This is a genomic window from Streptomyces sp. CNZ287 (genome assembly GCF_007827615.1).
Genome location: NZ_VISV01000012.1, coordinates 219901 through 246766 on the forward strand (window position 1 = coordinate 219901; position 26866 = coordinate 246766).

Here is a 26866-nt window from a genome sequence, read left to right on the forward strand (position 1 = left end):
GAACGGGGCCACTACCGCAGCCCTCGTAGCACGCCTTCCGAATTCGGACACCCCTGTTTCGGCTCTGCCCGAACAGGCACGGCCTCTTCAGGACATATAGAATCCAGCCGAGCTGACGCGTGCGACAGGCTTGGCCTCTGTGGTCGTCCGAAGTGATCGTCTTCGCCAAGGTGGTCGGCGGGGGCACACCACAACGCACTCCTGACGAGGCGTCAGCTCACGCGCGGTGCGTGGCCGGGGGCGCACGGCGAGGATCACACGCCGCGCCTTCGCGCGGGGTGTGCTCCCGAAGGCCGAAAAACGTCCACTTACTGGGCCATTGGCCCAGCCAGAGCGCTGTCGTTGCTGACTAAAACACCCCCGGCAGGGCAGACTTGGCTATCTGGAATCACCGGGACCGGGGAGGGGGCGGCCATGGCCCACGAAGACGAGACGAGTGCGCTGCGCTTCGCCGTGCTCGGTCCCGTCCGTGCCTGGCGCGGCGAGGAGTCCCTCCCGGTCGGTACGCCGCAGCAGCGCGCGATGCTCGCGGCGCTGCTCCTGCGCGGCGGTCGTACGGCCACGGCCCAGGAGCTGGTCGACGGCATCTGGGGCGAGGAGCCGCCGCCGCGCGCGGTGTCCGCCCTGCGGACGTACGCGTCCAGGCTCCGCCGGACCCTCGGCGCCGACGCCCTGGTCAGCGAGGCCGGCGGCTACGCGATCCGGGCCCACGGCACCGAGGTCGACATCGCCACCGCGGAGGAGCTGGCCCGCGCCGCCGAAACCGCCGCCGCGGCGGGCGACTTCGCCAAGGCCCGCGAGCTGTACGCGGGCGCGCTCGCCCAGTTCACCGGCGAACCGCTCGGCGGCGTGCCGGGCCCGTACGCCGACTGGCACCGCGACCGCCTCGAAGAGCTGCGCCTGTCCCTGCTGGAGCACCGCATCGAGCTGGACCTCGACGCCGCCCGGCACGCGGAGGCCGTCTCCGAGCTGACGGCGCTGACCGCGGGCCACCCTTTGCGGGAACGGTTCCGCGAGCTGCTGATGCTCGCGCTCTACCGCAGCGGCAGGCAGGCCGAGGCCCTGGCGGTCTACGCGGACACCCGCCGCCTGCTCCAGGACGAACTCGGCGTCGACCCCCGCCCGGAGCTGGCCGAACTCCAGCAGCGCATCCTCCAGGCCGACGAGGATCTGGCCGCCCCGAAGACCGAACCCCTCGCGGGCGACGCGCCGTTCCGCGTCGTACGCCCGGCGCAACTGCCGGCGACGGTCTCGGACTTCACCGGCCGCGTCGGCGTTGTGGAGGAACTGGGCAAGGAGCTGGCGAACGCGCCGGACACGGTGATGGCGGTGTCGTCGGTCTCCGGCATCGGCGGGGTGGGCAAGACGACGCTGGCCGTGCACGTCGCGCACGCGGCGCGGGAGTCCTTCCCCGACGGCCAGCTCTACGCAGACCTCCAGGGCTCGGGCCCGTCCCCGGCCGAACCGGCCGCCGTCCTCGGCGCGTTCCTCCGCGCCCTGGGCACCCCGGACGCGGACATCCCCGAGCCGGTCGACGAACGCGCCGCGCTCTACCGCTCGGTGCTCGCGGGCCGCCGCATACTGACCCTCCTCGACAACGCCCGTGACGCCGCCCAGATCCGCCCCCTGCTCCCCGGCACGGAGGGCTGCGCGGCGCTGATCACGTCCCGCACGAGGATGACGGACCTGGCCGGCGCGCACCACGTCGACCTGGACGTGATGGCCCCGGACGAGGCGCTGCTGCTCTTCACCCGCATCGTGGGCGCCGAACGCGTCGACCCGGAACGCGACGCCGCCATGGACGTGGTGGCCGCCTGCGGCTTCCTCCCCCTGGCCATCCGCATCGCGGCCTCCCGCCTGGCGGCACGCCGCACGTGGACGGTGTCGGTACTGGCCCGCAAGCTGTCGGACGAACACCGCCGCCTGGACGAACTCCGGGTGGGCGACCTGGCGGTGAAGGCCACGTTCGAACTGGGCTACGGCCAGCTCGAACCGGAACAGGCCCGCGCCTTCCGCCTCCTGGGCCTGGCCGACGGCCCGGACATCTCGGTTACCTCGGCGGCGGCGATCGTCGACCGTACAGCGGAGGACGCAGAGGAACTCCTGGAAGACCTGGTCGACGCCAGCCTCGTGGAATCCGCGGCCCCGGGCCGCTACCGCTACCACGACTTGGTGCGGCTTTTCGCCCGCGACTGCGCAGAGCGCGAAGAGCCCGCGAACGAGCGCGAGGCGGCGCTGTCGCGGCTGCTGGACTTCTACATAGCCACCGCAGCCAAGGCGTACGAACTCAGTCGCCCCGGTGACACGTTGACCAAGCATCTCTCCCCGCTGAGCCTCCAGGGATTGGCCTTCGAGAGCAGGGAGGCTGCACACGACTGGCTCTTCTCGGAGGCAGCTTGCCTACTGGCTACGGTGAGGCAGCTCGCTGAAGGCAGCACCCTGGCTCGTACGGTCGATCTCCTCCTGGCCGCCAAGGATCTGGCGGAGTCGGGGGCGTACTCGCTGCAGTTCGTTCGTATGGCCACGACGGTGCTGGAAGTTGCGCAGGCCGCCGCCGACACTCGCAGTCAAGGCCGAGCACACTTGGTGCTGACGTTCTCCCACGTATTCTCCGGCCGATTCGAACAGGCAAACGTACACGCGACGCATGCCCTACTGCTCACACGCGCTGACGAGGACGTATGGGTAGGCGGTGAGGCGGCTAACCTCCGAGGCTTCATCGCCGACTTGCAGGGCAAGACCGGCCAGGCGAAGGAGCACCTGGAATCGGCTCTCGAGTCCTACCGTGCGGACGACAACCTGGAAGGCGAGTCGAGCGCACTCAGCAATCTCTCGCGCCTGCACCTCAGCATGGGGTTCACGGCTTCCGCGATCGATCTCGCCGAGCAGGCTCTCACCGTCCAACGGAGGATGGGGGTGAGCTTCCGTATAGCGAACATCATGTATGCGCTCGGGATCGCGCTCACCGAAGCCGGGCGCTATGAGGACGCTTTCGCCGAGTTGCGCAAGGCCCTTGAGATCTTCCGAGAGAACCGGATGAGCCTCTGGGACGGGATGACCCTCTTCCGGATGGCCCAGGCCGAACTGGCCTGGGAGCATCCGGCGGAGTCTGCCGCCCTCGCCGAGCAGGCACTTGCCCGGCTCCAGGGCATCGGTGGCGACTGGCACCGCGCCCACATCCTCACCGACCTCGGGCGGGCTCTCGACCAGCTTGGACAGTCGGATCGCGCCCGTGCCTGCTGGAGCGAAGCGCTTGGCCTGCACGAGAAGGCCCAGTCGCCCGACGCCGATCGCGTGCGAGCGCTTCTCGCTACCGCATCGATCTCCTGAGCTCATCAACGGCGACGTTCATCGAACGTTTATCACCACCGGTCACCATTCTTGTCATAGGCCCGTCACCCGGGGGATGCCGGGCCGAGCGGTTGGCCGCCTCACTATTAAGGTGATCGGCTACGCGGTATCCGCCCGGCGGCCCGCGGGGGAGTCGCTGGGCGGTTCGCCGCTCAAGCACCGCAACCCAAACAGGGGGAGGAGTCCAGGAAGTGCCGGAGAACAGGGAAAACGAGGCAACAGCCCGCAAGAAGAAGATCCAGATCGTCCCGCCCGAGGACGACATGGCAGCACCCGTGGAGACCACCGATCCGAAGACGGACGACGACTCGACCGGAGTCCCGAAACCGCTTGGTGACCACAAGCCCTGAGTGCTGCACGAAAACCGGCCCGAGGGGGGGCCGAAACGGCCCGGTCGTGGCAGCAAGATGGGGACTGCTGCGGCCGGGCCTTCCTCTTGTCCCGGAGCGTGACTTGCCTTCTCTCATCCAACCCGCACGTCGACATCAGGCCGTGCGAGCCGACGCTGCTGACACGGCGCCGCGCCCCACGGCAGGCTGTCGAAACGGGACTCGGTGTACCGGAGGGGGTGGGGTACGGCTGAGGGGCGGGCCGTCGCGCGGGGTGCTGTGGTGTACTTCGCGGTGCTCGGGCCCGTCGCGGCGTGGCGTGGTGCCGCGCCCGTCAACGTCGGGCCCCCGCAGCAGCGCACCGTCCTCGCCGCCCTGCTCATCGGCTCCGGCCACCACGCCACCACCCACGAACTCGTCGACGCCCTCGGGGGCGAGGACCCGCCGCGCGACGCCGTCGGGACGGTACGTACACACGTCTCCCGGCTCCGCAAGGCACTCGGCCCGGACGCCGACCTCATCACCGGCCAGGCCGGCGGCTACGTCCTGCGGCCCGGAGCCGGCGCCGTGCCGGACGTGGCGATCGCCGAAGAGGCCGTCGCCCTGGCCGACGCGGCGGCGCACGACGGCGACGCCGGACGGGCCCGGTCGCTGCTCCGCGAGGCCCTCGGCCTCTGGGACGGCGGACCGCTCGCCGGCCTGCCCGGAACGTTCGCCGAGACCGAGCGCGCGCGGCTCACCGAGTGGCGGCTGTCGCTGCTGGAGCGCCGGCTCGCCCTCGGCATCGAGTCGCACGACTACGCCGAGGCGATCTCGGAGCTGACGGCGTTGACGGCGGCGTATCCGCTGCGGGAGCGGTTCAGGGAGTTGCTGATGCTCTCGCTCTCCCGCAGCGGCCGGCAGGCCGAGGCGCTGGCGGTCTCCACGGACAGCCGGCGGCTCTCCATCGATGAGCTGGGCGTCGAGCCCGGCCCGAAGTTGGCGGAACTGCAGCAGCGGATCCTCCGGGGAGGTGAGCAGCCCGTGGCACCAGCGGCCACCACGACCGCGCGGTTGTCGCCTGCTCAGTTGCCGGCAAGACTGGCGGACTTCACGGGCCGCGACGCGTTCGTCGACGAGCTGGGCAAGCAGTTGGAACAGGCGTCCGGCATGGTGATGGCGGTGTCGTCGGTCTCGGGCATCGGCGGTGTCGGCAAGACGACGCTGGCCGTGCACGTGGGGCATGCGGTACGGGATTCGTTCCCGGACGGGCAGTTGTACGCGGACCTCCAGGGCGCGGGTGCGTCACCGGCGGAACCGGCCGCCGTCCTCGGCTCGTTCCTCCGTTCGCTGGGCACCCCGGACGCCGAGATCCCCGAGCCGCTGGAGGAACGCGCCGCGCTCTTCCGGTCGACGCTCGCGGGCCGCCGCGTCCTGACCCTGCTCGACAACGCCCGCGACGCCGCCCAGGTACGCCCCCTCCTGCCCGGCACGGAGGGCTGCGCCGCGGTGATCACCTCCCGCGCCCGCATGACGGACCTGGCCGGCGCGCACCACGTGGACCTCGACGTGATGGCCCCGGACGAAGCGCTGCTGCTCTTCACCCGCATCGTCGGCGCCCACCGCGTCACCCCGGAGCGCAACGCGGCGATGGACGTCGTCGCGGCCTGCGGCTTCCTGCCCCTGGCGATACGCATCGCCGCCTCCCGGCTGGCCGCCCGCCGCACGTGGACGGTCTCCGTCCTGGCCCGCAAGCTGTCGGACGAACACCGCCGCCTGGACGAACTCCGGGTGGGCGACCTGGCGGTGAAGGCCACGTTCGAACTGGGCTACGGCCAACTGGAACCGGAACAGGCCCGCGCGTTCCGCCTCCTGGGCCTGGCCGACGGTCCGGACATCTCGCTGAGCGCGGCGGCCGCGATCCTGGACCGTACGGAGGACGACGCGGAAGACCTCCTGGAAACCCTGGTGGACACCAGCCTCCTGGAATCCGCAGCCCCGGGCCGCTACCGCTACCACGACCTCCTCCGCCTCTTCGCCCGCGCCTGCGCACACCGCGAGGAACCGGAAGCGGAACGGGACGCCGCGCAGTCACGTCTCCTGGACCACTACCTCGCCGCCGCCGCCCGCGTGTACGAACTCGGCCGCCCCGGCGACACGCTGGTCAAGCACCTCAGCCCGGTGGTCCACGCCGGCCCGTGTTTCGACGACCGTCAGGCGGCACAGGACTGGCTCTTCAGCGAAGCGGAGTGCCTGCTCGCCGCCGTGCGCCAGTTCGCCCACGGCGACTCGCTGCCGCGCACGGTCGGTCTGCTGCTCGCCACCAAGGACCTCGCGGAGTCCGGCCTCTACTCCCCTCGGTTCGTGCCCCTGGCCACGGCCGTGATCCAGGCGGCGGAGCAGCGGGGCGACATCCGCAGCCAGGCCCGTGCCCACGTCGTTCTGTCGTCGGCCCACCAGTTCACGGGCCGGTTCGAACTGTCGTACGAGCACGCGGGTCACGCCTGTCGCCTGGCCGGTGCCTGCAACGACATCTGGACGGCCGGCGAGGCCGCGAACGACCGCGGGGTCACGGCTTCCCTTCTGGGAAACCTGGACGACGCCCGGTACTACCTGGACCAGGCCCTTGTCGCCTACCGCGCGGACGGGAACCTGAATGGGGAGTCCTACGCGCTGGGCAATCTTGCGCGCGTACATCTCGACGCGGGTGCTACGGCTACGGCAATCGAAATGGCCCAGCAGACCGTGGAGATCGATCGGCAGGCCGGTGCACTGCTCCGCATGGCATGCAGCAGATATCACCTGGCCATCGCGCTCAACCAGGCCAACCGCCACCTGGGCGCCCTCACCCAACTGGACCTGGCGGTCGCCACCTTCCGTGAGGACCGCATGGGGCTGTGGGAGGGCCTTGCCCACTTCCGTATCGCGCAGGTTCACCTCTCCATGCGGCAACCGGCCGAGGCCGCTTCGTACGCCGAGAAGGCCCTCTCCCGGTTCCGCGGCATCGGCGGCGACTGGCACCGCGGCAGCGTCCTCACCGTGCTCGGCCGCGCCCTCGGCGAACTCGGCCAGCGCGACCGGGCACAGGCGTGCCTGTCCGAGGCGCGCGAACTCCGCGAGTCCGGATCGACACAAGCCCAGCAGGGCTGAGCCCCGCCCCCGTCCCATGCGCCGGCCCCGCGGGATGGCGCTGGTCGCGGCGATGGCGGCATTGCTGGGGGACGGTACGCCGTGAGGGTCGCTCAGCCCGGCGGGATGGACGCCAGCAGCGCACCCGCGCGACCCGCACGGGTCCCAGCCACCGGCGCGCCCTCTCCGGATAACTCCGCGCGCTCACCCTCGGACATCGCCACCCCCTGTCCAGTCCCGCGCACACAGTCTGCGGCACCCCGGGCACCCCCGTCACCGGCCCCTTTCCGACAGCCGGCCGGGCCGATTGACAGCGGATTGACGGCCTCCGACGCACCATCCACAGCATGTCCATGGGCATCCGGTTCGCTGGACGGCATGAGCGACTCGACTCCCCGGAAAGAATCGCACGCACACGGTCTCCGTCTCGTCGTCGGCGCGTTCCCGGACGAGCTGTTCACCCCGCGGCGCCCCGCTCCCCCGCCGCCTCATCTGGTGCCGGTGCTGGCCGAGTTGTCGCGCGGTACGCCCGGCACGGTCGCCTGCCGCAATCTGCGCATGTCCCCACGCACGTACAGCAGGCGGGTGGCGGAACTGCTGGAGTGCCTGGGCGCGCAGAGCAGGTTCCAGGGCGGGGCGCAGGCGGTACGGCGGGGGTGGCTCGTCGGGGCGTGCCTCGCCGGCACGGCGGAGGGAGGGTGAGGGGGCGGCGGCGGATTCGCGGCTCGCCGTCTCTCCCGTGCCGTTTCAGCTACGGGCGGCCCTGCCCCCGCAGCGCGCGCAGCGGCACGGCGGCCAGCGCCCCGGCAGCGGCACCGGGTCGCCGTCCGAGGGCCGGTAGCGCATACGGCTCACGGGGCCGCGGCGGCCGGACCGCGAGACGTGCGCAATGCCGGCGATTACTCGCCAATGTCCAACTCCCTTGCGGCGGCGCCCCGTACGCCACGGCCGCACCGTCCGCGCGCCGGCCCCGGGGGGCGCTGAACGTAAGCTTGACGTGGGCATTAATGAAACGTTGATCGGGCCCTGCCATTCTCTTTTCAGGCCCGCAACAGGGGGAAAAGCCGGGCCGAGCGGTCGGCCGCTTTCTACACCGATGAGGTGAGCGGCCCACACGGTGCCCGTCCGATGACCATCAGGGGAAGTCGTCGGACGGGCACCGTCCTCGTTTCCGGACGCGGTCACGTACGGTCGGGCTCCTCGGGCGGGAAGGGGCGACGCGCATGGAGCGGGACGTACGGTCCGTGGAGGACGTACTGCGGCTGCTGGACGGGATGTTCGAGGCCGGCGCGGACCGGTGGAGCGACCGGGGCGGCGGCTGGTGGGACGCCTTCTACGCGAACCGCGAGCGGGAAGTCCCGTTCTTCGCCGCCAAGCCCGACGAGAACCTCGCCGCGTACCTCGACCGCGGCCTCGTCGCCCCCGGCCGGGCCCTCGACCTCGGCAGCGGCCCCGGGCGCAACGCGGTCTTCCTCGCCGGGCGCGGCTTCGACGTCGAGGCCGTCGACCTCTCCGCCACGGCCGTCGCGTGGGGCGAGGAGCGGGCGCGGGAGGCGGGGGTGGGGGTGCGGTTCCACTGCGGCGACGCCTTCGACCGGGTACGCGCCGAGCCCCACGCCGTGCGTGCCGATGCGGGACCCGTACGCGAAGAGCCCGGTCCCGCACGCGCGGACGCCGATCGCGCCGGGCCGCCGCGCGGCGGCCCGTACGACCTCGTCTACGACTCCGGCTGCTTCCACCACCTGCCCCCGCACCGCCGCGTCAGCTACCTCGCCCTCCTGCGCGCGCACGTCGCCCCCGGCGGGCACTTCGGCCTCGCCTGCTTCGCGGCCGGCGCCGGCGGGATGGGCTCGGAGCTGCCCGACGCCGAGTTGTACGGGGACGGGCGGCTGCACGGCGGGCTGGCGTACACGGCGGAGTCGCTGCGGTGGATCTTCGGGGCGCTGGGGTGGGAGGAGGTCGAGCTGCGGCGGATGCGGGACGAGGGGGCGGAGTCGGCGTACTTCGGCGAGGCGTTCCTGTGGACGGCCCTGTTCCGGCGACCGGCGTGAGGTGCCCGGCGTGAGGCGGGCGGGGCCGTCCGGCCGCCGCCCTCCCGCGCGGCTGCGGCGGGCGCGGCCGGGTTCGCCGGCCCCTCAGTCCTCCTTCGCCACCTTTCGCGCCAGCTCCTCCGCCTCCGCCCCGATCTCCCGCAGGCTTCCGCTCGCCGGCCCCGTGAAGCCCACGAAGTGGAGTCCCCGCGCCCCCTCCGGCGACCGGCGGCCCCCTGCTCGCGGCAGGCCGCGGGGGTCCAGGACGCCGAGGTGGCCGACCAGTTCCTCCAGCCCCCGCCGCCAGCCCGTCGCCGCGATCACCGTGTCCGGTTCCGCGCGGTCGCCGTCCGCCAGGATGACGCCGTCGCCGTCCAGCGCCGCCACCGCCGGGACCGGGAGGACCCGGCGGTCGCGTACCGCCGCGACCAGACCCGGGTCGACGACCGGGACCGCGCCCTCCCGCAGCCGGGTGTAGAGGCCGCTCGCCGGGCGCGGCAGGCCGTACGCGCCGAGGTCCGGGAGTCCGATCCGGCTGACCCTGCCCGCCAGCCGGTCCACCGTCCTGGCCGGCAGCGCGCCGCTCAGCCGCCGGCCCGCCACCGCGCACCAGCCCGCGGCCGGTCTGCGGACGACGTGCGGCAGCGTCCGTACCGCCAGCCGCACCCGCTTCGCGCCGCCGGCCGCCAGCTCCACGGCTATCTCCGCGCCCGTGTTGCCCCCGCCGACGACGAGGACGTCCTTGCCCTCGTACGGGGCGGGGTTGCGGTAGTACGCGGCGTGCAGGAGTTCGCCGCGGTACGTGTCGCGGCCCGGCCAGTCCGGTACGTACGGGGTGTGGCAGTACCCGGTGGCGACGACGACCCGGCGGCCGTCGAGGACGCGGCCCCCGGTCGCGGCCACCGTCCAGCCGGACCCGGAAGCGGACCCCGGGCCCGCGCGGTCGACCCGCGCCGCCTCCACGTTGTACACGATCTCCAGCTGGTGGGCCTCCGCGTACTCCTCCAGGTAGTGCGCGAGCTGGTCCCGCCCCACCCACCGCCCGTACCGGCGCGGGAGCGGCATGCCCGGCAGCCCCGACATCCGCCGCGGCGTGTGCAGCCGCAGCCCGTCGTAGTGCCGGCGCCAGGAGTCGCCCACCCGGGCGCCCCGCTCCAGGACCACCGCCCGGACCCCGGCCGCCCGCAGCGCCGCCGCCGTCGCGAGCCCGGCGGGGCCGCCGCCGACGACGAGCACGGGACGCTCGTCCCGGCCATCCGGCTGCCGCCCGCCTTGCTGCCGTCCGCGCTCTGAAGGGACACGGTCATGAGACATGCGGCTGAGCGTAGTGCCGCGAGGGCCGCCGTCCGGCGGCTTGCCCGGCTCTCTGCACTAACGATTCAGCAGCCGCTACGCTGCGCGCTCACACCTGCTTCGGCGGCTTACGCCCCGTCATTCCGAGGTGCACCAGCAGCGCCAGCGACGGCTTCAGGTCCGCCTGCTTCACGCCCCAGGTCTGGAACGCCTTCTGGTGCGCCGCCACCCCGGCGAGCATCACCACCAGCGACCCGGCCACCGCCGCCGGGTGCACGCCTTCGTCCACCTTGCCCTTCGCCTGGAGCTCCCTGACCGACTCGGTGAGGGACTTGGTGACGGAGTTGAGGATCTTCATCCGGATCTTGTAGAACCGCTTGTCGCCCTCGGCGGCCCCGAGGTCGACGACCCGCAGGATCGCCTCGTTCCGCCGCCAGAACCCGAGGAACCCGTCGACCAGCTCCTCCGCGGCCTGGGCACCGGACTTGCCCGTCCAGGAGCGGCCCGCCACGAGCCCGGTCAGGCCGGCGCCCTCCTTCGCCATCTGCTCCGCCAGCTCCAGGACCGCGCCCTCGACATCGGGGAAGTACTGGTAGAAAGTCGCTGGTGAGGTGGACGCCCTGCGGGCGACGTCGATCACCTTCACGTCCCGGTACGGCGAGGAGTCGAGCATCTCGCCGAGGCATGCGAGCAACTTGGTGCGGGTCGCCTGGCCGCGCCGGCCGGCGACACGGCCGTCGACCGTCCGAACTTGACCTGTCATGCCGTCAGCTTACCGACGCGTGATCGAACCGCGATCTGACGAGGGCAAACGGGGAGGTCACACGGTCGGAAGTGCGCGAATTGTCACTCTCGAACAGAATTGACGCGACGTTCGGGGTATTTTCGCAAGAGCCCATGTCCGCACCGGATACGTTGGCGATGCGACCCATCGCGCGATCCCCGTCCCGCTTGTCCCCCCATCACGCCACTCCCCCACGGTCCCATGGAAGGACGACGACGGTCATGGCCGCATTCGCCGAGGGCTCACCCTGCTGGGCCGACGCCACCCTGCCCGACCTCCGCGCCGGTGAGCGCTTCTACGGTGAGCTGTTCGGCTGGACGTTCACGGAGGGCGGCGAGGGCACGGACGTGGGCCCGGGCTTCCCCCGGCACTCCCGGGCGTACCTCGACGGCAGGCCGATCGCCGCGCTCGTCGCCAAGCGCGACGGCCGGATGCCCACCGAATGGGGCATCCACCTGGCCACCCCCGACCTCGCCGCCACCGTGGAGAAGGTCCGCGGGGCCGGCGGCACCGTGCTCACCGGGCCGGTGGCGGCCTCGGACGCCGGCCGGTCGGCGACGGTCGCGGACCCGGACGGCGCGGTGTTCTCCGTCTGGCAGGCGGGCGAGCGGCCGGGCTTCGGCGTCACGGACGTGCCGGGCTCCTTCTGCTGGACCGAGGTCTACGTACGGAACGCGGACGCGGCCGACGCCTTCTACCCGGCGGTTTTCGGCTACGAGTTGCAGGCACCCCCGTTCGACGCGGGCGACTTCAAGGCGTGGACGCTGCCGGAGTCCGGCCGCCAGGTGGCCGGGCGGGCGATCGTCGGCGACGTGCTGCCGCCGGAGATGCCGCCGCACTTCCTCGTCTACTTCCGGGTCGGCGACGTCGGCGACGCGCTGCGGACGGTACGGCGCGGGGGCGGGCGGGTGCTCGTGGACCGGCAGGAGATCCCGGGGGCGACGTTCGCGGTGGTGGTGGACAACCAGGGGGCGGCGTTCGCGGTGATGGACGGGGCGTCGGCCGTGGACGGCGAGCCGGCGGGGGCCGGGTCGGCGCGGGGCGAGGCGGAGCCGCCCTCCGCCCCCGCCACCAGCGCCGACGGGACCTGACCCGGTGCTGTCCTGCGCCCCGCGCCCCGCGCGGCCCGCGGGGTTCCACCGGACCCGGCGGTTCCAGGGGCGGCGGTGTCCGGAGCCGCCCCCCGGGTTAGCCCCGGTGCGTTCCGGAGTGGAGAATCGGCAGGCGTACTTTCGGGACTGACGGCCGTACGCCTGCGGTGAGAGGCTGCAGGGGGGCCCGGTTCCGGGAGCCCCCCACGGGGAGGTGGATGGTTACGTGGTCGAGCAGCTTGCGCAGCACGACCCGCGGCGGATCGGTCCTTTCGAGGTGCTCGGCAGGCTGGGCGCCGGCGGGATGGGTCTCGTCTATCTCGCGCGGTCGGCGTCCGGCCGCCGCGTAGCGATCAAGACTGTCCGCACCGAGCTGGCCGAGGACCAGCTCTTCCGCGTGCGCTTCACCCGCGAGGTCGAGGCCGCCCGGGCCGTCAGCGGCTTCTACACCGCCCCCGTCGTCGACGCCGACCCGCGGGCGGCCGTGCCGTGGCTCGCCACCGCGTACATGCCCGCACCCTCGCTGGAGGAGATGGTCAACGACTGCGGGCCGCTGCCGCCGCAGGCCGTGCGGTGGATCGCCGCGGGCGTCGCGGAGGCGCTGCAGTCCATCCACGGCGCCGGGCTCGTCCACCGCGACCTCAAGCCGTCCAACGTGCTGGTCCTGGAGGACGGGCCGCGCGTGATCGACTTCGGCATCGCGTCCGGCGTCTCCAACACCCGGCTGACCATGACCAACGTCGCCGTCGGCACGCCCGCGTACATGTCGCCGGAACAGGCGCGCGACTCGCGGAGCGTGACGGGCGCCAGCGACGTCTTCTCGCTCGGCTCCACCCTCGTCTTCGCCGCTACGGGCCACGCGCCGTTCCACGGCGCGAACCCCGTCGAGACCGTGTTCATGCTGCTGCGCGAGGGGCCCGACCTGGAGGGGCTGCCGGGCGAGCTGCGGCCGCTCATCGAGGCGTGCATGCAGATGACCGCCGACCACCGGCCCTCGCCCGAGGCGCTCCAGTCCGACCTGGCGCCGCACCTCTTCGGCGCCGGGGGCGACGACAGCGGTACGGCGTCGGCGTGGCTGCCGCGTACGGCGATCCGGATGATCGAGGCGCGCCGGGGGGCCGCGGCCACGCTCGGCGGGGCCGGGGCGCACGGGGGCTCCTCCGGGCGGCACGGGGGGTCGCGGGGGCCCTCCGCCTCGCGCCGGTCGATGCCGCCGCGGCCCGCGCACCCGCCGTCGGCGGGCCCGGGGGGCGCACCGCAGGCGCCGCCGCAGCCGGCGCCCCACTCCGTACCCCAGTCGGCACCGCACTCCGCACCGCAGTCCGCGCCCGCGCGGCACGCCGGGCCACCCGGGGGTCCCGCCCACGGCCCCGGCGCGGGGCCCGCCCATGCTGCGCCCGGCGGTGCGCAGGGCGCACCCCCCGCGGCGCCGCCGGAGCGCGTGCCGCCGCAGTCGGCCGCCGCACCGCCGCAGGCCCCCGGCGCCGACGTCCAGTTGGCCGGCGCCGCCGTGCCGATCGGCCCGGGGCCCCGCGTCGTGGACGCCCGCGCCGCCCGCGCCCGCGCCGCCGCGGACGGCGGGCTCGACCTGGGCTGGGCCAGGCCCCGCGGCTCGGCCGCGGCGCCCGGCACCCAGCAGGCGCCCGCCGCGCACTCCGGCGGCCACGCGCCCGCCGCCTCCTCGCCCGCCACCGCACCCGCGCCCCCGGCCGAGGCGGCGCCGCAGGAGCCGCCGCGGTGGCGGCCGTGGCGGTTCCGGATGTCCAACGACGTGTGGGGCAAGCCCGTCGTCTCCGGAAACCTGCTCTACGTCACCTCCTTCGAGGTCCACGCCCTCGACGTGACCAGCGGCAGGCGGCAGTTCAAGACCCGCGAGGTGGCCTGGTCCATGGCGCTCTCCGAGGGCGTGATCCACGCCTCGGACGGTCCCAGCCTGTACGCCCTCGACGCCGCCGACGGCCGCGAGCACTGGCGCCAGGGCACCGGCGGCTGGGTGTACTCGCTCCAGGTCGCCGCCGGCACCGTGGTCACCGGCACCCGCGGCGGCGGCCTCCAGGCCCGGCACGCCGCCACCGGCGAGCCGCTGTGGGAACACAGCGGCGCGCAGACGGAGTTCGAGACCCAGGAAGCCGGGCCGCTGGCCCACGACGGCACGGTCTACGTCTGGGGCGACGGCCGCCTCCGCGCCCTGGACACCCGCTCCGGCGCCGAACGCTGGTCGTACCCCATCGGCGACGCCGCCGCCTGCGGCGGCGTCCCGGTGCGGCTCCTCCCCGCGGACGACGTGGCCGCGGGCCCCACGGTCTTCGCGTCCGCGGGCAAGCGGGTCCTCGCCCTGGACGCCGCGTACGGCACGCTGCGCTGGACGTTCGAGGCCCCCGCGGTGATCCTCAGCCCGCCCGCGTACGCCCCGGGCGCGGCCCTGACCGGCGGCGGCGTCTTCGTCGCCGACCACCTCGGCACGGTCTACGCCCTCGATGCCGCCGACGGCCGCGAACGCTGGCGCATCGCCACCGAGGCCCGCCAGTCCATCGAACCCGTCCTCGTCGCCGACAACCACGTCCACGTCGGCAGCGGCGCCGCCCTCTACACCCTCGACGCCGTCGCCGGCACCCCGATGTGGCGCTTCGCCACCCGCGGCGATCTGATCGGCGCCCCGGTCGCCGCCGACGGCCGCGTCCACTTCGGCTCCGCGGACCACTGCATCTACGCCGTCGACGCCGTAGGCGGCCAGCTCCGCTGGAAACTCGCCACGGACGGCGAGATCACCGGCTCCCCCGTCGTCGCCAACGGCGTCGTCTACGCCTGCAGCAAGGACCGCTGCGTCTACGCCCTCGACGCGGGAAAGGGCACGGCCCGCCGCTGATCCCCTCCGCCGGGGCGGCCTCAGCGCAGGAGGAGGTCGACCAGGCCCTTGGGGTTCTTCGCCTCGTTCTGCTCCGTCAGGCCGCGGCGCATCAGTTCGAAGTACGGGGCCAGGAGTTCGGGGCTCACGCCCTGCTGGCGGGCCGTGTCGAGGAACGTGGGCGTGCCGGCCACCTGCATGGCGAGGCTGGAGACCTCCTCCGCGGGGGCCGCGTCCGCGGTGAGTCCCGCGGCGATGGCGTGTGCCGCCGGCGCCATCGCCGTGAGCCAGCCGGTCAGCAGTCCGGCGAACGCCGCCGGGTCCAGGTTCTCCCTGCGGATCAGCGCGAAGGCGTGCGTCGTCCCGGCGAACATGCCGTACATCGCGCTCAGTAGTGCCACGTCCAGCAAGGCCGCGAAGCCCGGGTCCTCGCCGGCGTAGGTGGCGCCCGCCGGGACCGCCAGGGTGTCGCGGTGGTGGTCGAAGACGTCGCGCGGGCCGCTGTAGAGCACGTAGCCGCCGGTCTCCGGGACGCCGATCATCGGCGGTACGGCCATGATCCCGCCGTCCAGGTAGCGCGCGCCCCGGTCGCTCGCCCACGCCGCGCGCGCACGGGCCTGGGCGGGGGTCGACGTGGTCAGGTTGACCACGTCCTTGCCCGCGAGGTCCGTGCCGGCCAGCACCTCGCCGACGGACACGTCGTCCAGCAGGCAGACGACGACGAGGGTGCTCGCCGCGACCGCCGCCGCCGGGCCGTCCGCCCTGCGGGCGCCCTCGGCGGCCAGAGCGCCGGCGCGGGCGGGGGTGCGGTTCCAGACGGTCGTCGGGTGGCCGGCGGCGAGCCAGGCGCGGGCCAGCGCGGTGCCCATCGCGCCGAGGCCGAGAAGGGTCACGGGGGTCTTGTCCTGGGTGTGCGGTGTCATGACGACAAGGCTGGTCACAGGCCCGTTGACGATCAAGTACGTACTTCGGAGTGGGTGGTTACCCTGGGGTGAGCGAGCACCTCGGCGGGGGTCCGGAGGTGCGGGAGCGGGAGGGGAGAGCATGACCACGCTGAACCGGCCGGGGGCACCCGACGGCCACGTCTGCGGCATCGACGCCGCGATGGAGATCATCGGCGGCAAGTGGAAGGTGCTGATCCTCTGGGCGCTCGACGACCGCCCCGCCCGCCGCTTCGGCGAACTCCGCCGCCTCCTGCCCGGCATCACGGAGAAGGTCCTCGCCTCCCACCTGCGCGAGATGGAGGCGGACGGGATCGTCCGGCGGGTGTCGTACGAGGAGGTGCCGCCCCGCGTCGAGTACTCCCTGACGGCCTCCGGGACCCGGCTGAACGCCGCGCTGGTGCCGCTGGCGGAGTGGGGCCGGGAGCGGGCCGCCGCGGCACGGGCCGCCGGTGCGGAAGCGCCCGTCGGCGAGTCCCTCGGCGGCCGGGGCATCGACGGGCAGGCTTCCGATGCCGTACCGGCCCCCGGCGCGCAGCGCCCCGGCCCGCTCACCGGCCGCTCGCCGGCCCCCGGGACGGCGGCCGTCCGCGTGCCCCTCCCCGCTCCTGCCCGCGGCGGCGACCGGCAGGCCCGGTAGATGCGTCGTCGCCCCCTCGCCCCGCCCTCCCCCGCCCGTCTCACCGTCCGGCCCTACGCGCCCGCCGACGAGTCCGCCGTCCTCCGGCTCGTCAACGCCGACCGGCTCCCCGGGCAGCCGCCCGCCACCCCGGCCATGCTCGCCGACGCCCTCGCCGGGCGGTCACGCGCAGACGCCGACTGGTGGGCCGAACTGGACCCGCCCGTCACCGCCGTCGCCGAGACCCCCGGCGGCGGCGTCCAGGGCGTCGTGTCGTACGCGCTGCGCCCCCCGGACGACACCGGGCTGATCCTCTGGGCCCACTGCCGCGAACAGGCCCCCGTCGCCCGCGCGCTGGTCGACCACGCCGTCGCCGCCCTCGCGCCCCGCGCCGTCGACGCCTTCCACCTCACCTCCGCCCTCACCCTGGGCCTGGAGTGCCTGCCCGTCCGCCACCGGCCCGACACCCGCGCCGCCCTCGTCCGCGCCGGCTTCGCCGACCACCGCCGCTGGCGCTACCTCCGCCGCGGGCTTCCCGCCGCGGAACTTCCCCGCGTCCCGGGCCTCCTCGTCGGCCCCGGCCCCGACGGCGACCCGCGGAAACGGCAGTTGACCGTACGGGACGAGCGGGGCGAGGCCGTCGTCGCCGAAGCCCTCGTCGGCGCCCACGGCGGCTACGGCGCCCTGTGGTGGATCGGCGTCGAGGAGCACGCCCGGGGGCGCGGCCTCGCCCGCCGCCTCCTCGGCTCCGCGCTCGCGACGCTCACGGACGACCTGCGCGCGACGCAGGTCATCCTCCTGCTGGACGACGACGACACCGACGCCACGGCCCAGGACATCCGGGACCGTACGGCCGCGGCCGCGCTCTACGGCCGCGCGGGCTTCACCGAGATCGACCTCCTCCACGCCTTCACCCGCCCCCGCGCCGAAGGACCGTGAGAGCCGCGGGCGGGTCCGTGCGCCCGGATCCGGGCCGCGGCCCCGGGGCGTTACGGGGCCCCGCCCCCCGTACGGGGCCCCTGACGGCGCTCACCGCCTGCGTCGGGGACGGGGCCGCCGCGGGCTTCCCCCGCGACGGCCCCCGGCCCGTACCGGTCCCGGGGCCGGGGCCGGCCCACCGTGCGCCCGGTGGAGCGCGGCCGTCCCCCGTGACCGGCCCCGCCGCCGAGCGGTTGCGGCGACGTGGACCGAGAATGTGTGCCGCGGCGCGGACCTGACAAGGCGGATCGGCGTTCGCGTACGTTCGGAACAGGGCTCACCTGTTCCGAACGCCCGCGAGCGCCCCGCGAACGTCCCGTGAACAAGGCCGATTTCACGGTCGCGGGCGACCGCCCGTGCCGCCATGCTGGGGTCGTGATCCACGAGGAGGGCGGCTTACCGGGGCCGCGGCCGGCGCGCCCGGGGCCCGCACGGGCGCCCCGGCCGGAGCAGCTCCGTACCCGCGCCGAGTACCTGGCCGCGCTGCGGGAGTTGCGCACCTGGTCCGGGCTGACGTACCGCGAGCTGGAGGCCAAGGCCGGCACGCACGCCGACTCCCTCCCGGCCAGCACCATCGCCACCGCCCTCGGCCGGACCACGCTCCCCCGGGAGCGCTTCGTCGACGCCTTCACCCGCGCCTGCGGCCTGGCCGAACAGGACGTCGGCCCGTGGCTGGAGGCACGCCGCCGCATCGCCACCCGCGAACACGCGCCCCCGCCGCCCGAGAAGGACGACGACCGCGAGCCGGCTCCGCCCCCGGCGGGGCCCGCCCCGCGGTGGCGGTGGGCGGCCGGGCTGCTGGCGGCGGTGGGGATCGGCGCCGGGGGCACGCTGAGCGTACAGGCGCTGCTCCCGGACGGCTCCGGTCCCGGCGCGCCGCGCGCGGCGGTCGGCAGCCTTGCGGTGCCCGGTCTCGACCTCCAGGCCGTGGGCAGTTGGGCGGAGATCCGTCCGGGCCGCAGCCCCGAGCTGTGCGTCACGGAGGGTACGGACCGTACGGGCCGCTACCGCTCGGCGGTCGCGGCCCAGCAGCCCTGCGCGCGGGCGGCCCTGCCGCGGGTCTACCTCGAACCGGTCGGAGACGGCGCCGTACAGATCCAGTGGCACCACCCGGAGCACGGCATCGGCTGCCTGACCGTCATGCGCGAGGGCCCCGGCCGCGACCTGCTCGAACCGCGCGAGGCATGCGCCGACGACGACCCGGCGCAGCGCTTCCGCCTCGAAGCGGCCGGCGAGGGGGCGGACAGGCGCTTCCGCATCCGCCCCGACACCGGCGAGTGCCTGGCGCCGCGCGAGGAGGACACCGGCCCCGGCGCCGAGATCGCCCGGGCCCGCTGCTCGGGCGGGGCGGAGCAGGAGTTCACGATCAGCCTGACCGCGCCGCCGTAGCGGACCGCCACCCGCACAGGGGAAGACCACCCGGTTCCGGCACCGAACGGCATCAGGGCGGGCGGCCCCGCGGCGGATTCAGGACGGCGACGCGTAGTGGGCGGCGAGGGCCGCGGCGCGGTCGCGCAGGGCCGTTCGCAGCCACCCCGGGGTCAACGCCTCGGCGTCCGTGGCGAGTTGCCACACCGCCCATTCGGCGTGCCGCGCGTCCTGGAACGCCACCTCCAGCCGCAGCCGCCCGTCCGGCTCCACGTCCTCGGCGAGTACGGCGAGGGCGGTGCCCACCAGCTCCTCGCGGCGCCGCGGCGTGATCCGTACCGCCACGGCGACCCGGTCCCCGCCGCTACGGAAGCGGGCGCTCCGCTCCTGCCACGCCCGGTCGAGGTCGACGCGCTCGGGGCGCTGCGCGGGTTCGGGGAGTTCCTCCGCGGCGCGGACCCGCGAGAGGCGGTAGGTGCGGTCGGCGCCGTCGCGGGCGGCGAGCAGGTAGCCCTTGTCCCGTACGGTCACCAGGCCGATCGGGTCCACCGTGCGCCACGCCGCGGCCCGCCCCTCCGGGGCGTAGCGGATCCGCAACTTCCGCCCGGCGAAGACGGCGCCGCGAAGGGCGGCCATCACCTCGTCCGGTACCTCGTCGGCGGTGAGCGGGCGGGCGAGGAGGTCGGCCTCGGGGTCGACGAGGAGCCGTTCCGCGACCCCCGCGGCGGTGTCGCGGTAGCCGGGCGGCAGCGCGTCGACCACCTTGAGCATCGCCGACGCGAGCGCCGAGCCGAGCCCGAACGCCTGCGCGCCGCGCCGCGATCCGGCGATGAGGAGGGCGAGGGCCTCGTCGTGGTTGAGCCCGGTCAGCTCCGTACGGAACCCGGGCAGCAGCGCGAACCCGCCGTGCCGGCCGCGCTCGGAGTGCACCGGCACGCCGGCCGCGGACAGGGCCTCGATGTCGCGCAGCACGGTGCGGGTGGAGACCTCCAGCTCGCGCGCGAGCGTGGCCGCGGAGAGCCGGCCGCGCTGGCGGAGGAGCAGGACCAGCGAGACCAGGCGATCGGCGCGCATAAATCCAGCAGGATATACGACACAGGATGTCGTCATTCGTTGCGAGGCTGACGCCCATGGAACGCACAGCGATAAACCCGGTCACCTGGTCGACGGAGATGGGCTTCAACCAGGGCGAACTGGTCTCCGGCCACACCCGCACGCTCTTCGTCTCGGGCCAGACCGCCATGAGTCCCGAGGGCCGGCCGCAGCACGCGGACGACATGGCCGCACAGCTCGCCCTCAGTCTCGACAACCTGGAGGCGGTCCTCGCCGGGGCGGACATGTCCCTGGAGAACCTCGTCCGCCTCAACGTCTACACCACCGACGTCGACGCCCTCTTCCCGCACTACGGCGAACTGGCCGCCCGCCTCGCCGCGGCGAAGGCGGCCCCGGCGACGACGATGCTCGGCGTCACCCGCCTGGCGATCCCCACCCTGCTGGTCGAACTGGAGGCCACCGCCGTCGCGTAGCGCCGCACGCGGGGCCCGGCCGGCGGAGCGCGCCGGCCGGGCCCCGGGTTGCTTGGGTGCGGGTTCAGCGTTTGAGGGTGAACGTGAAGTCGCCGGTCAGTCTGGCGTTGAGGCGGACCGCGGCGATGAGCCTCCCCTCGTCCATCAGGCGCTCCGCCTCGGCCCGCGTGAGGGCGCAGCCGTCGGCGATCAGCCGCATCGGGCGGACCGGGATCCGGGCCGCGAAGCGCACCGTGACGTCGATGACCTCGCGGTGGAGATGGTCCGTGCCGCCCGTGTCGAGGCGCCAGGCGCCCGTCCAGTCGAGCGCGACGCGGTTGCGGCGCTGGAGGGCCGGGTCCTGGAGCAGGGTGGCGGCCAGGTGGATGTCGTCGTGGTGGAGCCGGGCCAGGAGTTCGGGGCGTACGGAGCGTACGTTCACCCGCTCCAGGACCGTGAGCTTCGCCGTCGCCCCGCAGCCCGTGCAGAGCGCGAGGAGCCAGACGTCGAGGAGCTTGTGGTGGGCGTTGACGCGGAACTTGCCGTTCGCCCGGAAGCGCCCGGACGCGCACGCGTGACAGCGGCGGCGGACGAGCGGCAGGCAGGTGGGCATGACCAACCAGTCTGTGAGCACAGGAGTACACCGGTATCTGTGTGAGAAAAACCGCAGCAAGAAGCAGCGCGACGGCGCCCGCACGAAGCGGCGCACGACGCGCGACCAATCAGCGCTTGGGGGGTCTCACACGGTGTACAACGGCACGCCCTTGCCTCGACGACTCGGTCCCGGGGACCGTACGGGCGCGAGCGGCGCACCTCAAGGGATTTCCCGGATCATAAATCCGTGGACGGATCCGCGGGCGATCACCTACTGTGTGACCTCACGCCCCGAGACGGTCGGAAGGAGGCGAGTGCCGTGAAGTTCACTCTTACCCAGCGCTCCCCTCGTCCGCAGTCCGGCGTGGTTCATCAGTCCTGACCGGGAGCGCGCCGCACAGCCGTTATCCCGGAGGAATCCATGACCGATCCGGTCATCATCCGTGCGCTCACCGAGAGCGACGCCCCTCTCTTCGACGCCTTGCCCGACCCCCTCGGCGCCCGCGAGGGCCACCGCAACACCCGGTTCCGTACGGAGTGGAAGCACGTCGCCCTCCGCGACGGCCGGGTCGTCGCCCGCGGCGCCTGGTGGGGCGGCCCCGACGACGCGGAGCCCCTCAGCGTCAACTGGTTCGACGTGGCAGAGGGCGAGGAGGAGGCGGGAACCCGGCTCCTGCTCTCCGTGCCCTGGCGGGTCGAACTCGAAATCAACCTGCCCGGCGGCTGGCGCGAAGAACCCGCCCTGCGCGCCGCCGCCGACGCCCGCTTCGCCGCCGCCCGCGCCGCCGGGTACGAACTCCTCGTCGAGCGGTTCCTCTACCGCTGGACCCCCGACCGCGGCCTCCCCGAGCGGCCCGGCCGGCTGCGCTTCAGGGCCGAACCCGACGACAGCGTGTTCTTCGACGCCCTGCGCCGCATCCACTCCGCCACCCTGGACGCCCACGCGCTCAAGGCGATCGGGGAAGGCGGCCTGGACCAGGCGGCACAGGAAGAGATCGACTTCTTCCACTGGTGCCCCTCCCCGCGGGAGTGGTGGCAGACCGCGTACACGCCGGAGGGTGAGCTGGCGGGCATCCACATCCCCGCCCACAACCCCTCGGGCCCGATCGTCGGCTTCATCGGCGTCCTCCCCGAACAGCGCGGCCACGGCTATTCCTACGACCTCCTCACCGAGTGCACCCACTTCCTCGTCGAGCGGGGCGCGGAGTTCGTCAGCGGCGCGACGGACCGGGGGAACTTCCCGATGGCCGCGAACTTCGCGAAGGCCGGTTATCCCGTCGTGCGGGAACGCGTCAACTTCCACCCGGCGGACCTGGAGGAGTAGCAGGAGAGGCGGGGCCCGGCATCGGGTCGGGCCCCGCTTCCGTACCGCCGGCCTCCGGTAGGCGGGGGCTCAGGCGCCCACGTTCCCGTCGATGCCCTCCCGCAGGAAGTCCGCGTGCCCGTTGTGCCGCCCGTACTCCAGGAGGACGTGCACCATCACCATCCGCAGCGACACATCCTCGTCCCACCTCGGCTGGTACCCGACCAGGTCCAGGGACTCCGCCTCCCGCTCGATCCGGCGCGACCGCCCGACCTCCGCCTCCCAGGCGCCGAACGCCTCGGCCCTGGTCGACCCGCTCGCGTCGTACGCCGCCTGGAAGTCGATCCGGTCGGACCAGACCATCGGCGCGTCGTGGTCCTCGAACACGCGCCGGAACCAGGCCCGTTCCACCTCCGCCATGTGCCGCACCAGACCGAGCAGCGAGAGCGTGGACGGCGGCATCGACCGCCGCCGCAGCTCCTCGTCGCTCAGCCCCTCGCATTTCATGGCAAGAGTGGCGCGGTGGTAGTCGAGACAGGCCCGCAGCGTGTCGCGTTCGCTGCCCAGACGGGGCGGTCCCACACGGTTGTCGACGATCACGTGCCGTACCCCTCAGTCGTGCGTCCGGTTCCGGGCCAGTATCCCCTCGGACGCACGGCTGCCGGGTCTGCCGCTAGGCGGCGCGCGGCGGCTCCTCGGGGCGCTCCTCGGGGGCTTCCGCCTCACCGGGGCGCCCGGACCGGCCGGGCTTGCCGGTGGTGGAGACGGAGCGGAGCCGGGGCTCCGGCTCGGGTTCTTCCGCGGGCGGGGTGAGGGGGCGGCGCCGCTGCTTGCCCCAGACGCCCACCCCGACCAGCATCAGCGCCGCGCCGATCACGGCGTTCGCCGTCCCGACGTCCAGCCCGGTGCCGTCGGTGCTGACCTTCAGCCCGCCGACCAACTGGCTCTGCCGGAGCATCCACAGCGCGGTGATGAAGAGCACCAGGAGCGCGGCGAGGATGACGAGACGGCGCGAGCGCGTCAACGTCCCGTAGACGGCCACCAGCGCGGCGACCGCGAAGGGCAGGAAGATCGAGCCGAAGAGCTGCGCCCGGGTCTCGGAGATCCCGTCGAAGACGCTGCCGAGCGCGTAGAAGCGACCGTCCCGGCCGTTGTACCAGGGCCGCCAGACGCTCCAGACCACGCCCACCACACCCGCGAGGACGAGGACGGAGCCGACGATGTAGCGCTTGTTGCGCGTGGTGTTCTCCAGCATCTTCGTACTCCTCCGATGCCGTAGTCCCCCATCCGACGCTACGTCCCACGCGCCCCTCCCGCCACCGGAAGAACAGAAGGTGCATGTGCGGCGAAGAACTAGAGTCGGATTCGACTACTTCGGGAGGGCACGGACCACGCATGCGCATTTCCTTCCTGCTGCACAATACGTACGGAATCGGGGGCACCATCCGTACGACCTTCACCCTCGCCCAGGCCCTCGCGGAGCGCCACGACGTGGAGCTGGTCTCCGTCTTCCGGCACCGCGACGAGCCCATGATGGAAGCCCCGCTCGGCATACCCATCCGCACGCTCGTCGACCTGCGCCGACGGAGCCCGGACTACGCGGGCGACCTGCCGGACCACCGAAAACCCGCCCGGGTCTTCCCACGCGGCGACGGCCGGCACAACCAATACAGCAAGCTCACCGACGACCGCATCGGCGCCTATCTGCGCACCGTGGACGCCGACGTCGTCGTCGGCACCCGCCCCGGACTCAACGTCCACATCGCCCGCCAGACCCGCCGCGGCCCCGTCCGCATCGCCCAGGAACACCTCACGCTCGACGGCCACGGCGGACGTCTCCGTCGCGAACTCGGCATCCGCTACAGCCTCCTCGACGCGGTCACCACCGTCACCGAAGCCGACGCCCACGCCTACCGCACCCGCCTGAACCTCCCCGGCGTCCGCATCGAGGCCGTCCCCAACAGCGTGCCGGCACCGGCCGTCGCCCCCGCCGACGGCACCGCCAAAGTGGTCGTCGCCGCCGGCCGGCTCACCCGGGTCAAGCGCTACGACCTCCTGATCGAGGCGTTCGCCAAGGTCGCCGCGGCCCGCCCCGACTGGACGTTACGGATCTACGGCAGCGGCGACCGCACGGGCAACGAACGCGACGCCCTGCGGGCGCAGATCGCTGACCTCCGGCTCACGGAGCACGTCTTCCTGATGGGCAACGCGAGCCCCATGGAGCGTGAGTGGGTCAAGGGCTCCATCGCGGCGGTCACATCGAGCAAGGAGTCGTTCGGCATGACGATCGTGGAGGCGATGCGCTGCGCGCTGCCGGTCGTCTCCACGGACTGCCCGCACGGGCCGAGCGAGATCATCGAGGACGGCGTGGACGGCCGCCTCGTCCCGGTCGGAAACGCGAACGCCGTGGCGGACGCGCTCCTTGAGCTGATCCAGGACGACGCCCTCCGCCGCCGCACGGGGGCGGCGGCCCGCGCCGCCTCCGAACGCTTCGACCCGTCCCGGATCGCCGCCCGCCACGAGGCGATCTTCACGGAGCTGACGGAACGGCCCCGCCCCCGCGGATTGCTCCGCGACCTGGCGCTACGGAGCCGCGGCACGGCCTACGGCAGCGCCTACGCCGCGAGGCACGTGGCGGCTACCGCCCTGCGCCGAGCCCGCGGGCGAAGTCGGTGAACGCCTGCCAGGCGTCGGCGGAGAAGGTGAGCGCGGGGCCGTCGGGGTCCTTGGAGTCACGGACGTGAACGGCGGCGGGGGTGGCGGCAACCTCGACACACTGGCCGCCCTCGCTGCCGCTGTAGGACGACTTGCGCCAGTCGAGCGCGACTTCGACGCAGTTGCCACCTTCGCTGCCGCTGTAGCTGCTCTTGAACCACGCCAGCGTGCTCATAGCTCTCCCAAGACCTTCTCGATCAAGTCGAGTGATTCGCGCGGCGCCAGCGCCTGCGCCCGGATGATGCCATAGCGCCCCTCGATCTCGCGGACCCTTTCCCGCTCCATGATCAGTTGGCTGGTGCCCTGCACCTCCACGTACGCAATCCTGCCCTGGTCCTCGGTCTCAAGCAAGGTCAGCGCCCCGTCCAGGCAGGCGTGGTCTTCCCGGTCCGTGGGCATGACCTGGATCTCGACATTCGGCCGCTGTCCGGTCAGAAGGAGGTGCTCCAACTGGCCGCGCAGCACGCCCTTTCCACCGATCGGCCGTCGCAGCACAGTCTCTTCAAGCACGAAGCTCAGAATGGGCACGGGCTGGCGATCGAAGATCGCCTGTCGGTCCAGTCGAGCGGCAACTCGTTGCTGGATGATGTCCTCATGCACCGGCGGACGACGGGCCTGTAGGACAGCGCGGGCGTACTCCTCGGTTTGCAGCAGGCCCCAGACCACCTGCGGGTCGTACGCGTGCAACTCCACCGCCGCCTTCTCCAGGGCGGCGAAGTCCTCGAAGAACGTCGGGTACCGGACCCGCGCCAGCTCCTCCTTCATCACCTTCAGTAACCCGCCGGCGTCCACTGCCACATCCGTCTGGTCGACATACTCCGGACGCGGGATCCGCCTCCCCTGCTCGACCGCCCCGACCATGAATTCGCTGTACCCGATCCGCCCAGCCAACTGCGGCTGTGTGATGCCGACCCGCTCTCGCAGGATCTTCTGCTGCCGCCCGAAGGTGCGCAGGATCGCCGCCCCCTCACCCTCGACCGGTCGACTCGGACGCTTGGATTCCGCCATACTGAATCGCCTCCCCACTTGCGGTACGTGTCCGGTACAGCACTCTCCGTAGGGGCTGTACGTCTGGCCAGGGTATTCGCCTCAGCGGCAACGTGGGGATCCATGAATCCCCCAACGATTGCACGAGAACCGGAACGCGCCCCAGGCGCACAACCGACCGCGCTCGCCCGGACGTTCGCGATGCAGTTCACGTCCAGCCGCCGTGGCGCCCGCCTCGCCCGTCTGCTTGCCGTTCAGCGCCTCGGCACCTGGGGCTTCCCCCGCAACGGCGAGGTGTCGCTGTCCGTCGAGACAGTGGTCGCGGAGTTGTGCGCGAACGCCGTGCTGCACGGGCGGGTGCCAGGCCGGGACTTCCACCTGGCGATGCGGCTCCGCGTCGACGGCGTACTGCGCATCGAGGTGGCCGACGCGCGGCGCGAGCGCGTGCCTGTGCTGGAGCGACGGTACGACGTAGAGGACGAACGCGGGCGGGGGTTGCTGCTCGTCGAGGCGATGTCGGACCGGTGGGGGGTGGCGGAGCGCCAAGCCGTGGGAAAGATCGTGTGGTGCGAGCTTGATACCTGACGCCCACCCCACGCGGGCCTCGCGCTCGGGGGCTGGAGAAACTGGGCCGTAACTCGCGGTAACACCCCCCGATCCGGGCCGAATCAGCCCCTCAGCGCCGACTTTCACCCCTCCAGACGCACCCACCCACCGGCAGCCGCCAGATCCGCCCCCAGGCCACCCGGAATGCGCCCCACCGCCACAAAGTCGCCGCAACAGCAACCAGAAACCCGGGCAAAACCCCCACCCAGCCCGACTCTCGCCCCAGCCGAACCATCCCGCCGACAGCCCCGACAAGCGGGCAACCCCCGGTGCCATCCGCCACCGACACCGGGCCCGCCCGCGCACAGCGCAGGCCCGCCTCCGGAAACCCGGGCAGAACCCCCACCCAGCCCGACTCTCGCCCCAGCCGAACCACCCCACCGACAGCCCCGACAAGCGGGCAACCCCCGGTGCCATCC

At 73.4% G+C, this 26866-nt stretch carries 23 protein-coding genes; 14 read left to right on the forward strand and 9 right to left on the reverse strand.

Going from position 1 to position 26866, the window contains the following annotated elements; genetic code table 11:
• Positions 1-414: 414 nt before the first annotated feature.
• The 5 genes from afsR (at position 415) to FB457_RS22250 (ending at position 8839) form a co-directional block, all read left to right on the forward strand.
• Positions 415-3330 carry an SARP-family global regulator AfsR gene (gene afsR, locus FB457_RS22230; protein WP_145782949.1) on the forward strand — a complete coding sequence of 972 codons (2916 nt, stop codon included), beginning with the start codon at positions 415-417 and terminating at the stop codon, positions 3328-3330.
• Between the two features lie 212 nt (positions 3331-3542).
• Complete coding sequence (locus FB457_RS35335) at positions 3543-3701, forward strand: hypothetical protein (RefSeq protein WP_164492532.1); 159 nt, start codon at positions 3543-3545, stop codon at positions 3699-3701.
• Between the two features lie 258 nt (positions 3702-3959).
• A complete protein-coding gene (locus tag FB457_RS22235) occupies positions 3960-6809 on the forward strand; it encodes a BTAD domain-containing putative transcriptional regulator (protein ID WP_145782952.1) in 2850 nt (949 codons plus the stop codon).
• A 357-nt stretch (positions 6810-7166) separates the two neighbouring features.
• Positions 7167-7490, forward strand: a complete 324-nt coding sequence (locus FB457_RS36320; protein ID WP_253911254.1) for a hypothetical protein — start codon at positions 7167-7169, stop codon at positions 7488-7490.
• A gap of 521 nt (positions 7491-8011) precedes the next feature.
• A complete protein-coding gene (locus FB457_RS22250; protein WP_047016297.1) occupies positions 8012-8839 on the forward strand; it encodes a class I SAM-dependent methyltransferase in 828 nt (275 codons plus the stop codon).
• Between the two features lie 84 nt (positions 8840-8923).
• On the opposite strand, the gene FB457_RS22255 is transcribed toward FB457_RS22250, so the two are convergent.
• Positions 8924-10054: a flavin-containing monooxygenase gene (locus FB457_RS22255; RefSeq protein WP_486589100.1), complete on the reverse strand. Its 1131-nt coding sequence runs from the start codon at positions 10052-10054 to the stop codon at positions 8924-8926.
• Between the two features lie 166 nt (positions 10055-10220).
• Positions 10221-10874 carry a TetR/AcrR family transcriptional regulator gene (locus FB457_RS22260; protein WP_047016299.1) on the reverse strand — a complete coding sequence of 218 codons (654 nt, stop codon included), beginning with the start codon at positions 10872-10874 and terminating at the stop codon, positions 10221-10223.
• Between the two features lie 242 nt (positions 10875-11116).
• Between FB457_RS22260 and FB457_RS22265 the strand changes: the two genes are divergently transcribed.
• Positions 11117-11986, forward strand: coding sequence for a VOC family protein (locus FB457_RS22265; protein WP_047016300.1), 870 nt, complete (start codon positions 11117-11119; stop codon positions 11984-11986).
• Between the two features lie 226 nt (positions 11987-12212).
• Positions 12213-14852, forward strand: coding sequence for a protein serine/threonine kinase AfsK (gene afsK / locus FB457_RS22270; protein ID WP_047016301.1), 2640 nt, complete (start codon positions 12213-12215; stop codon positions 14850-14852).
• Positions 14853-14872: 20 nt separating this feature from the next.
• Here the strand turns inward: afsK and FB457_RS22275 are convergent, their stop codons facing one another.
• Entirely contained in the window at positions 14873-15754 is an 882-nt protein-coding gene (locus FB457_RS22275) for an NAD(P)-dependent oxidoreductase (RefSeq protein WP_047016302.1), read from the reverse strand.
• Between the two features lie 121 nt (positions 15755-15875).
• Here FB457_RS22275 and FB457_RS36325 point away from each other — a divergent pair, with 121 nt between their 5' ends.
• The 3 genes from FB457_RS36325 (at position 15876) to FB457_RS22290 (ending at position 18758) form a co-directional block, all read left to right on the forward strand.
• On the forward strand, positions 15876-16412 hold the full coding sequence (locus tag FB457_RS36325; RefSeq protein WP_078898268.1) for a winged helix-turn-helix transcriptional regulator: 537 nt from the start codon (positions 15876-15878) through the stop codon (positions 16410-16412).
• Entirely contained in the window at positions 16413-17330 is a 918-nt protein-coding gene (locus FB457_RS22285; RefSeq protein ID WP_145782959.1) for a GNAT family N-acetyltransferase, read from the forward strand.
• Positions 17331-17744: 414 nt separating this feature from the next.
• On the forward strand, positions 17745-18758 hold the full coding sequence (locus tag FB457_RS22290; protein ID WP_107086211.1) for a helix-turn-helix domain-containing protein: 1014 nt from the start codon (positions 17745-17747) through the stop codon (positions 18756-18758).
• A 78-nt stretch (positions 18759-18836) separates the two neighbouring features.
• Here FB457_RS22290 and FB457_RS22295 read toward each other — a convergent pair whose 3' ends face one another.
• Complete coding sequence (locus FB457_RS22295) at positions 18837-19811, reverse strand: HTH domain-containing protein (protein WP_145782961.1); 975 nt, start codon at positions 19809-19811, stop codon at positions 18837-18839.
• A gap of 56 nt (positions 19812-19867) precedes the next feature.
• Between FB457_RS22295 and FB457_RS22300 the strand changes: the two genes are divergently transcribed.
• A complete protein-coding gene (locus FB457_RS22300) occupies positions 19868-20263 on the forward strand; it encodes a RidA family protein (protein WP_047016306.1) in 396 nt (131 codons plus the stop codon).
• Positions 20264-20327: 64 nt separating this feature from the next.
• On the opposite strand, the gene FB457_RS22305 is transcribed toward FB457_RS22300, so the two are convergent.
• Positions 20328-20855: a DUF1062 domain-containing protein gene (locus FB457_RS22305; RefSeq protein ID WP_047016307.1), complete on the reverse strand. Its 528-nt coding sequence runs from the start codon at positions 20853-20855 to the stop codon at positions 20328-20330.
• 402 nt (positions 20856-21257) lie between these two features.
• On the opposite strand from FB457_RS22305, the gene FB457_RS22310 reads away from it, so the two are divergent.
• Positions 21258-22160: a GNAT family N-acetyltransferase gene (locus tag FB457_RS22310; protein WP_047016308.1), complete on the forward strand. Its 903-nt coding sequence runs from the start codon at positions 21258-21260 to the stop codon at positions 22158-22160.
• Positions 22161-22229: 69 nt separating this feature from the next.
• On the opposite strand, the gene FB457_RS22315 is transcribed toward FB457_RS22310, so the two are convergent.
• Together FB457_RS22315 and FB457_RS22320 are read right to left on the reverse strand one after the other, a co-directional pair.
• The gene (locus FB457_RS22315; RefSeq protein WP_047016309.1) at positions 22230-22739 is read right to left on the reverse strand and encodes a DinB family protein; all 510 of its coding nucleotides are present in this window, start codon (positions 22737-22739) and stop codon (positions 22230-22232) included.
• Positions 22740-22812: 73 nt separating this feature from the next.
• Positions 22813-23394 (reverse strand): hypothetical protein, encoded by a 582-nt coding sequence (locus tag FB457_RS22320; protein ID WP_052770326.1) that lies wholly within the window; start codon positions 23392-23394, stop codon positions 22813-22815.
• Between the two features lie 140 nt (positions 23395-23534).
• On the opposite strand from FB457_RS22320, the gene FB457_RS22325 reads away from it, so the two are divergent.
• Positions 23535-24815, forward strand: coding sequence for a glycosyltransferase (locus FB457_RS22325; protein ID WP_145782964.1), 1281 nt, complete (start codon positions 23535-23537; stop codon positions 24813-24815).
• Here FB457_RS22325 and FB457_RS22330 read toward each other — a convergent pair.
• Positions 24778-25029, reverse strand: coding sequence for a DUF397 domain-containing protein (locus FB457_RS22330; protein ID WP_047016311.1), 252 nt, complete (start codon positions 25027-25029; stop codon positions 24778-24780). The genes FB457_RS22325 and FB457_RS22330 overlap by 38 nt on opposite strands.
• On the reverse strand, positions 25026-25862 hold the full coding sequence (locus FB457_RS22335; protein WP_047016312.1) for a helix-turn-helix domain-containing protein: 837 nt from the start codon (positions 25860-25862) through the stop codon (positions 25026-25028). Before FB457_RS22335 ends, FB457_RS22330 begins: the two co-directional genes overlap by 4 nt.
• Positions 25863-26042: 180 nt before the next feature.
• On the opposite strand from FB457_RS22335, the gene FB457_RS22340 reads away from it, so the two are divergent.
• The gene (locus FB457_RS22340; protein WP_486589101.1) at positions 26043-26426 is read left to right on the forward strand and encodes an ATP-binding protein; all 384 of its coding nucleotides are present in this window, start codon (positions 26043-26045) and stop codon (positions 26424-26426) included.
• The last annotated feature ends 440 nt before the right edge of the window (positions 26427-26866 follow it).

Coding starts and splice junctions, on each gene's coding strand:
- FB457_RS22330 (WP_047016311.1), bottom strand. CDS start 25,029: ATGAGCACGCTGGCGTGGTTCAAGAGCAGCTACAGCGGCAGCGAAGGT.
- FB457_RS22340 (WP_486589101.1), top strand. CDS start 26,043: ATGCAGTTCACGTCCAGCCGCCGTGGCGCCCGCCTCGCCCGTCTGCTT.
- FB457_RS22300 (WP_047016306.1), top strand. CDS start 19,868: ATGGAACGCACAGCGATAAACCCGGTCACCTGGTCGACGGAGATGGGC.
- FB457_RS22285 (WP_145782959.1), top strand. CDS start 16,413: ATGCGTCGTCGCCCCCTCGCCCCGCCCTCCCCCGCCCGTCTCACCGTC.
- FB457_RS36320 (WP_253911254.1), top strand. CDS start 7,167: ATGAGCGACTCGACTCCCCGGAAAGAATCGCACGCACACGGTCTCCGT.
- FB457_RS22320 (WP_052770326.1), bottom strand. CDS start 23,394: ATGCTGGAGAACACCACGCGCAACAAGCGCTACATCGTCGGCTCCGTC.
- FB457_RS22265 (WP_047016300.1), top strand. CDS start 11,117: ATGGCCGCATTCGCCGAGGGCTCACCCTGCTGGGCCGACGCCACCCTG.
- FB457_RS22295 (WP_145782961.1), bottom strand. CDS start 19,811: ATGCGCGCCGATCGCCTGGTCTCGCTGGTCCTGCTCCTCCGCCAGCGC.
- FB457_RS22335 (WP_047016312.1), bottom strand. CDS start 25,862: ATGGCGGAATCCAAGCGTCCGAGTCGACCGGTCGAGGGTGAGGGGGCG.
- afsR (WP_145782949.1), top strand. CDS start 415: ATGGCCCACGAAGACGAGACGAGTGCGCTGCGCTTCGCCGTGCTCGGT.
- FB457_RS22305 (WP_047016307.1), bottom strand. CDS start 20,855: ATGCCCACCTGCCTGCCGCTCGTCCGCCGCCGCTGTCACGCGTGCGCG.
- FB457_RS22325 (WP_145782964.1), top strand. CDS start 23,535: ATGCGCATTTCCTTCCTGCTGCACAATACGTACGGAATCGGGGGCACC.
- FB457_RS22275 (WP_047016302.1), bottom strand. CDS start 15,754: ATGACACCGCACACCCAGGACAAGACCCCCGTGACCCTTCTCGGCCTC.
- FB457_RS22260 (WP_047016299.1), bottom strand. CDS start 10,874: ATGACAGGTCAAGTTCGGACGGTCGACGGCCGTGTCGCCGGCCGGCGC.
- FB457_RS22310 (WP_047016308.1), top strand. CDS start 21,258: ATGACCGATCCGGTCATCATCCGTGCGCTCACCGAGAGCGACGCCCCT.
- FB457_RS36325 (WP_078898268.1), top strand. CDS start 15,876: ATGACCACGCTGAACCGGCCGGGGGCACCCGACGGCCACGTCTGCGGC.
- FB457_RS22250 (WP_047016297.1), top strand. CDS start 8,012: ATGGAGCGGGACGTACGGTCCGTGGAGGACGTACTGCGGCTGCTGGAC.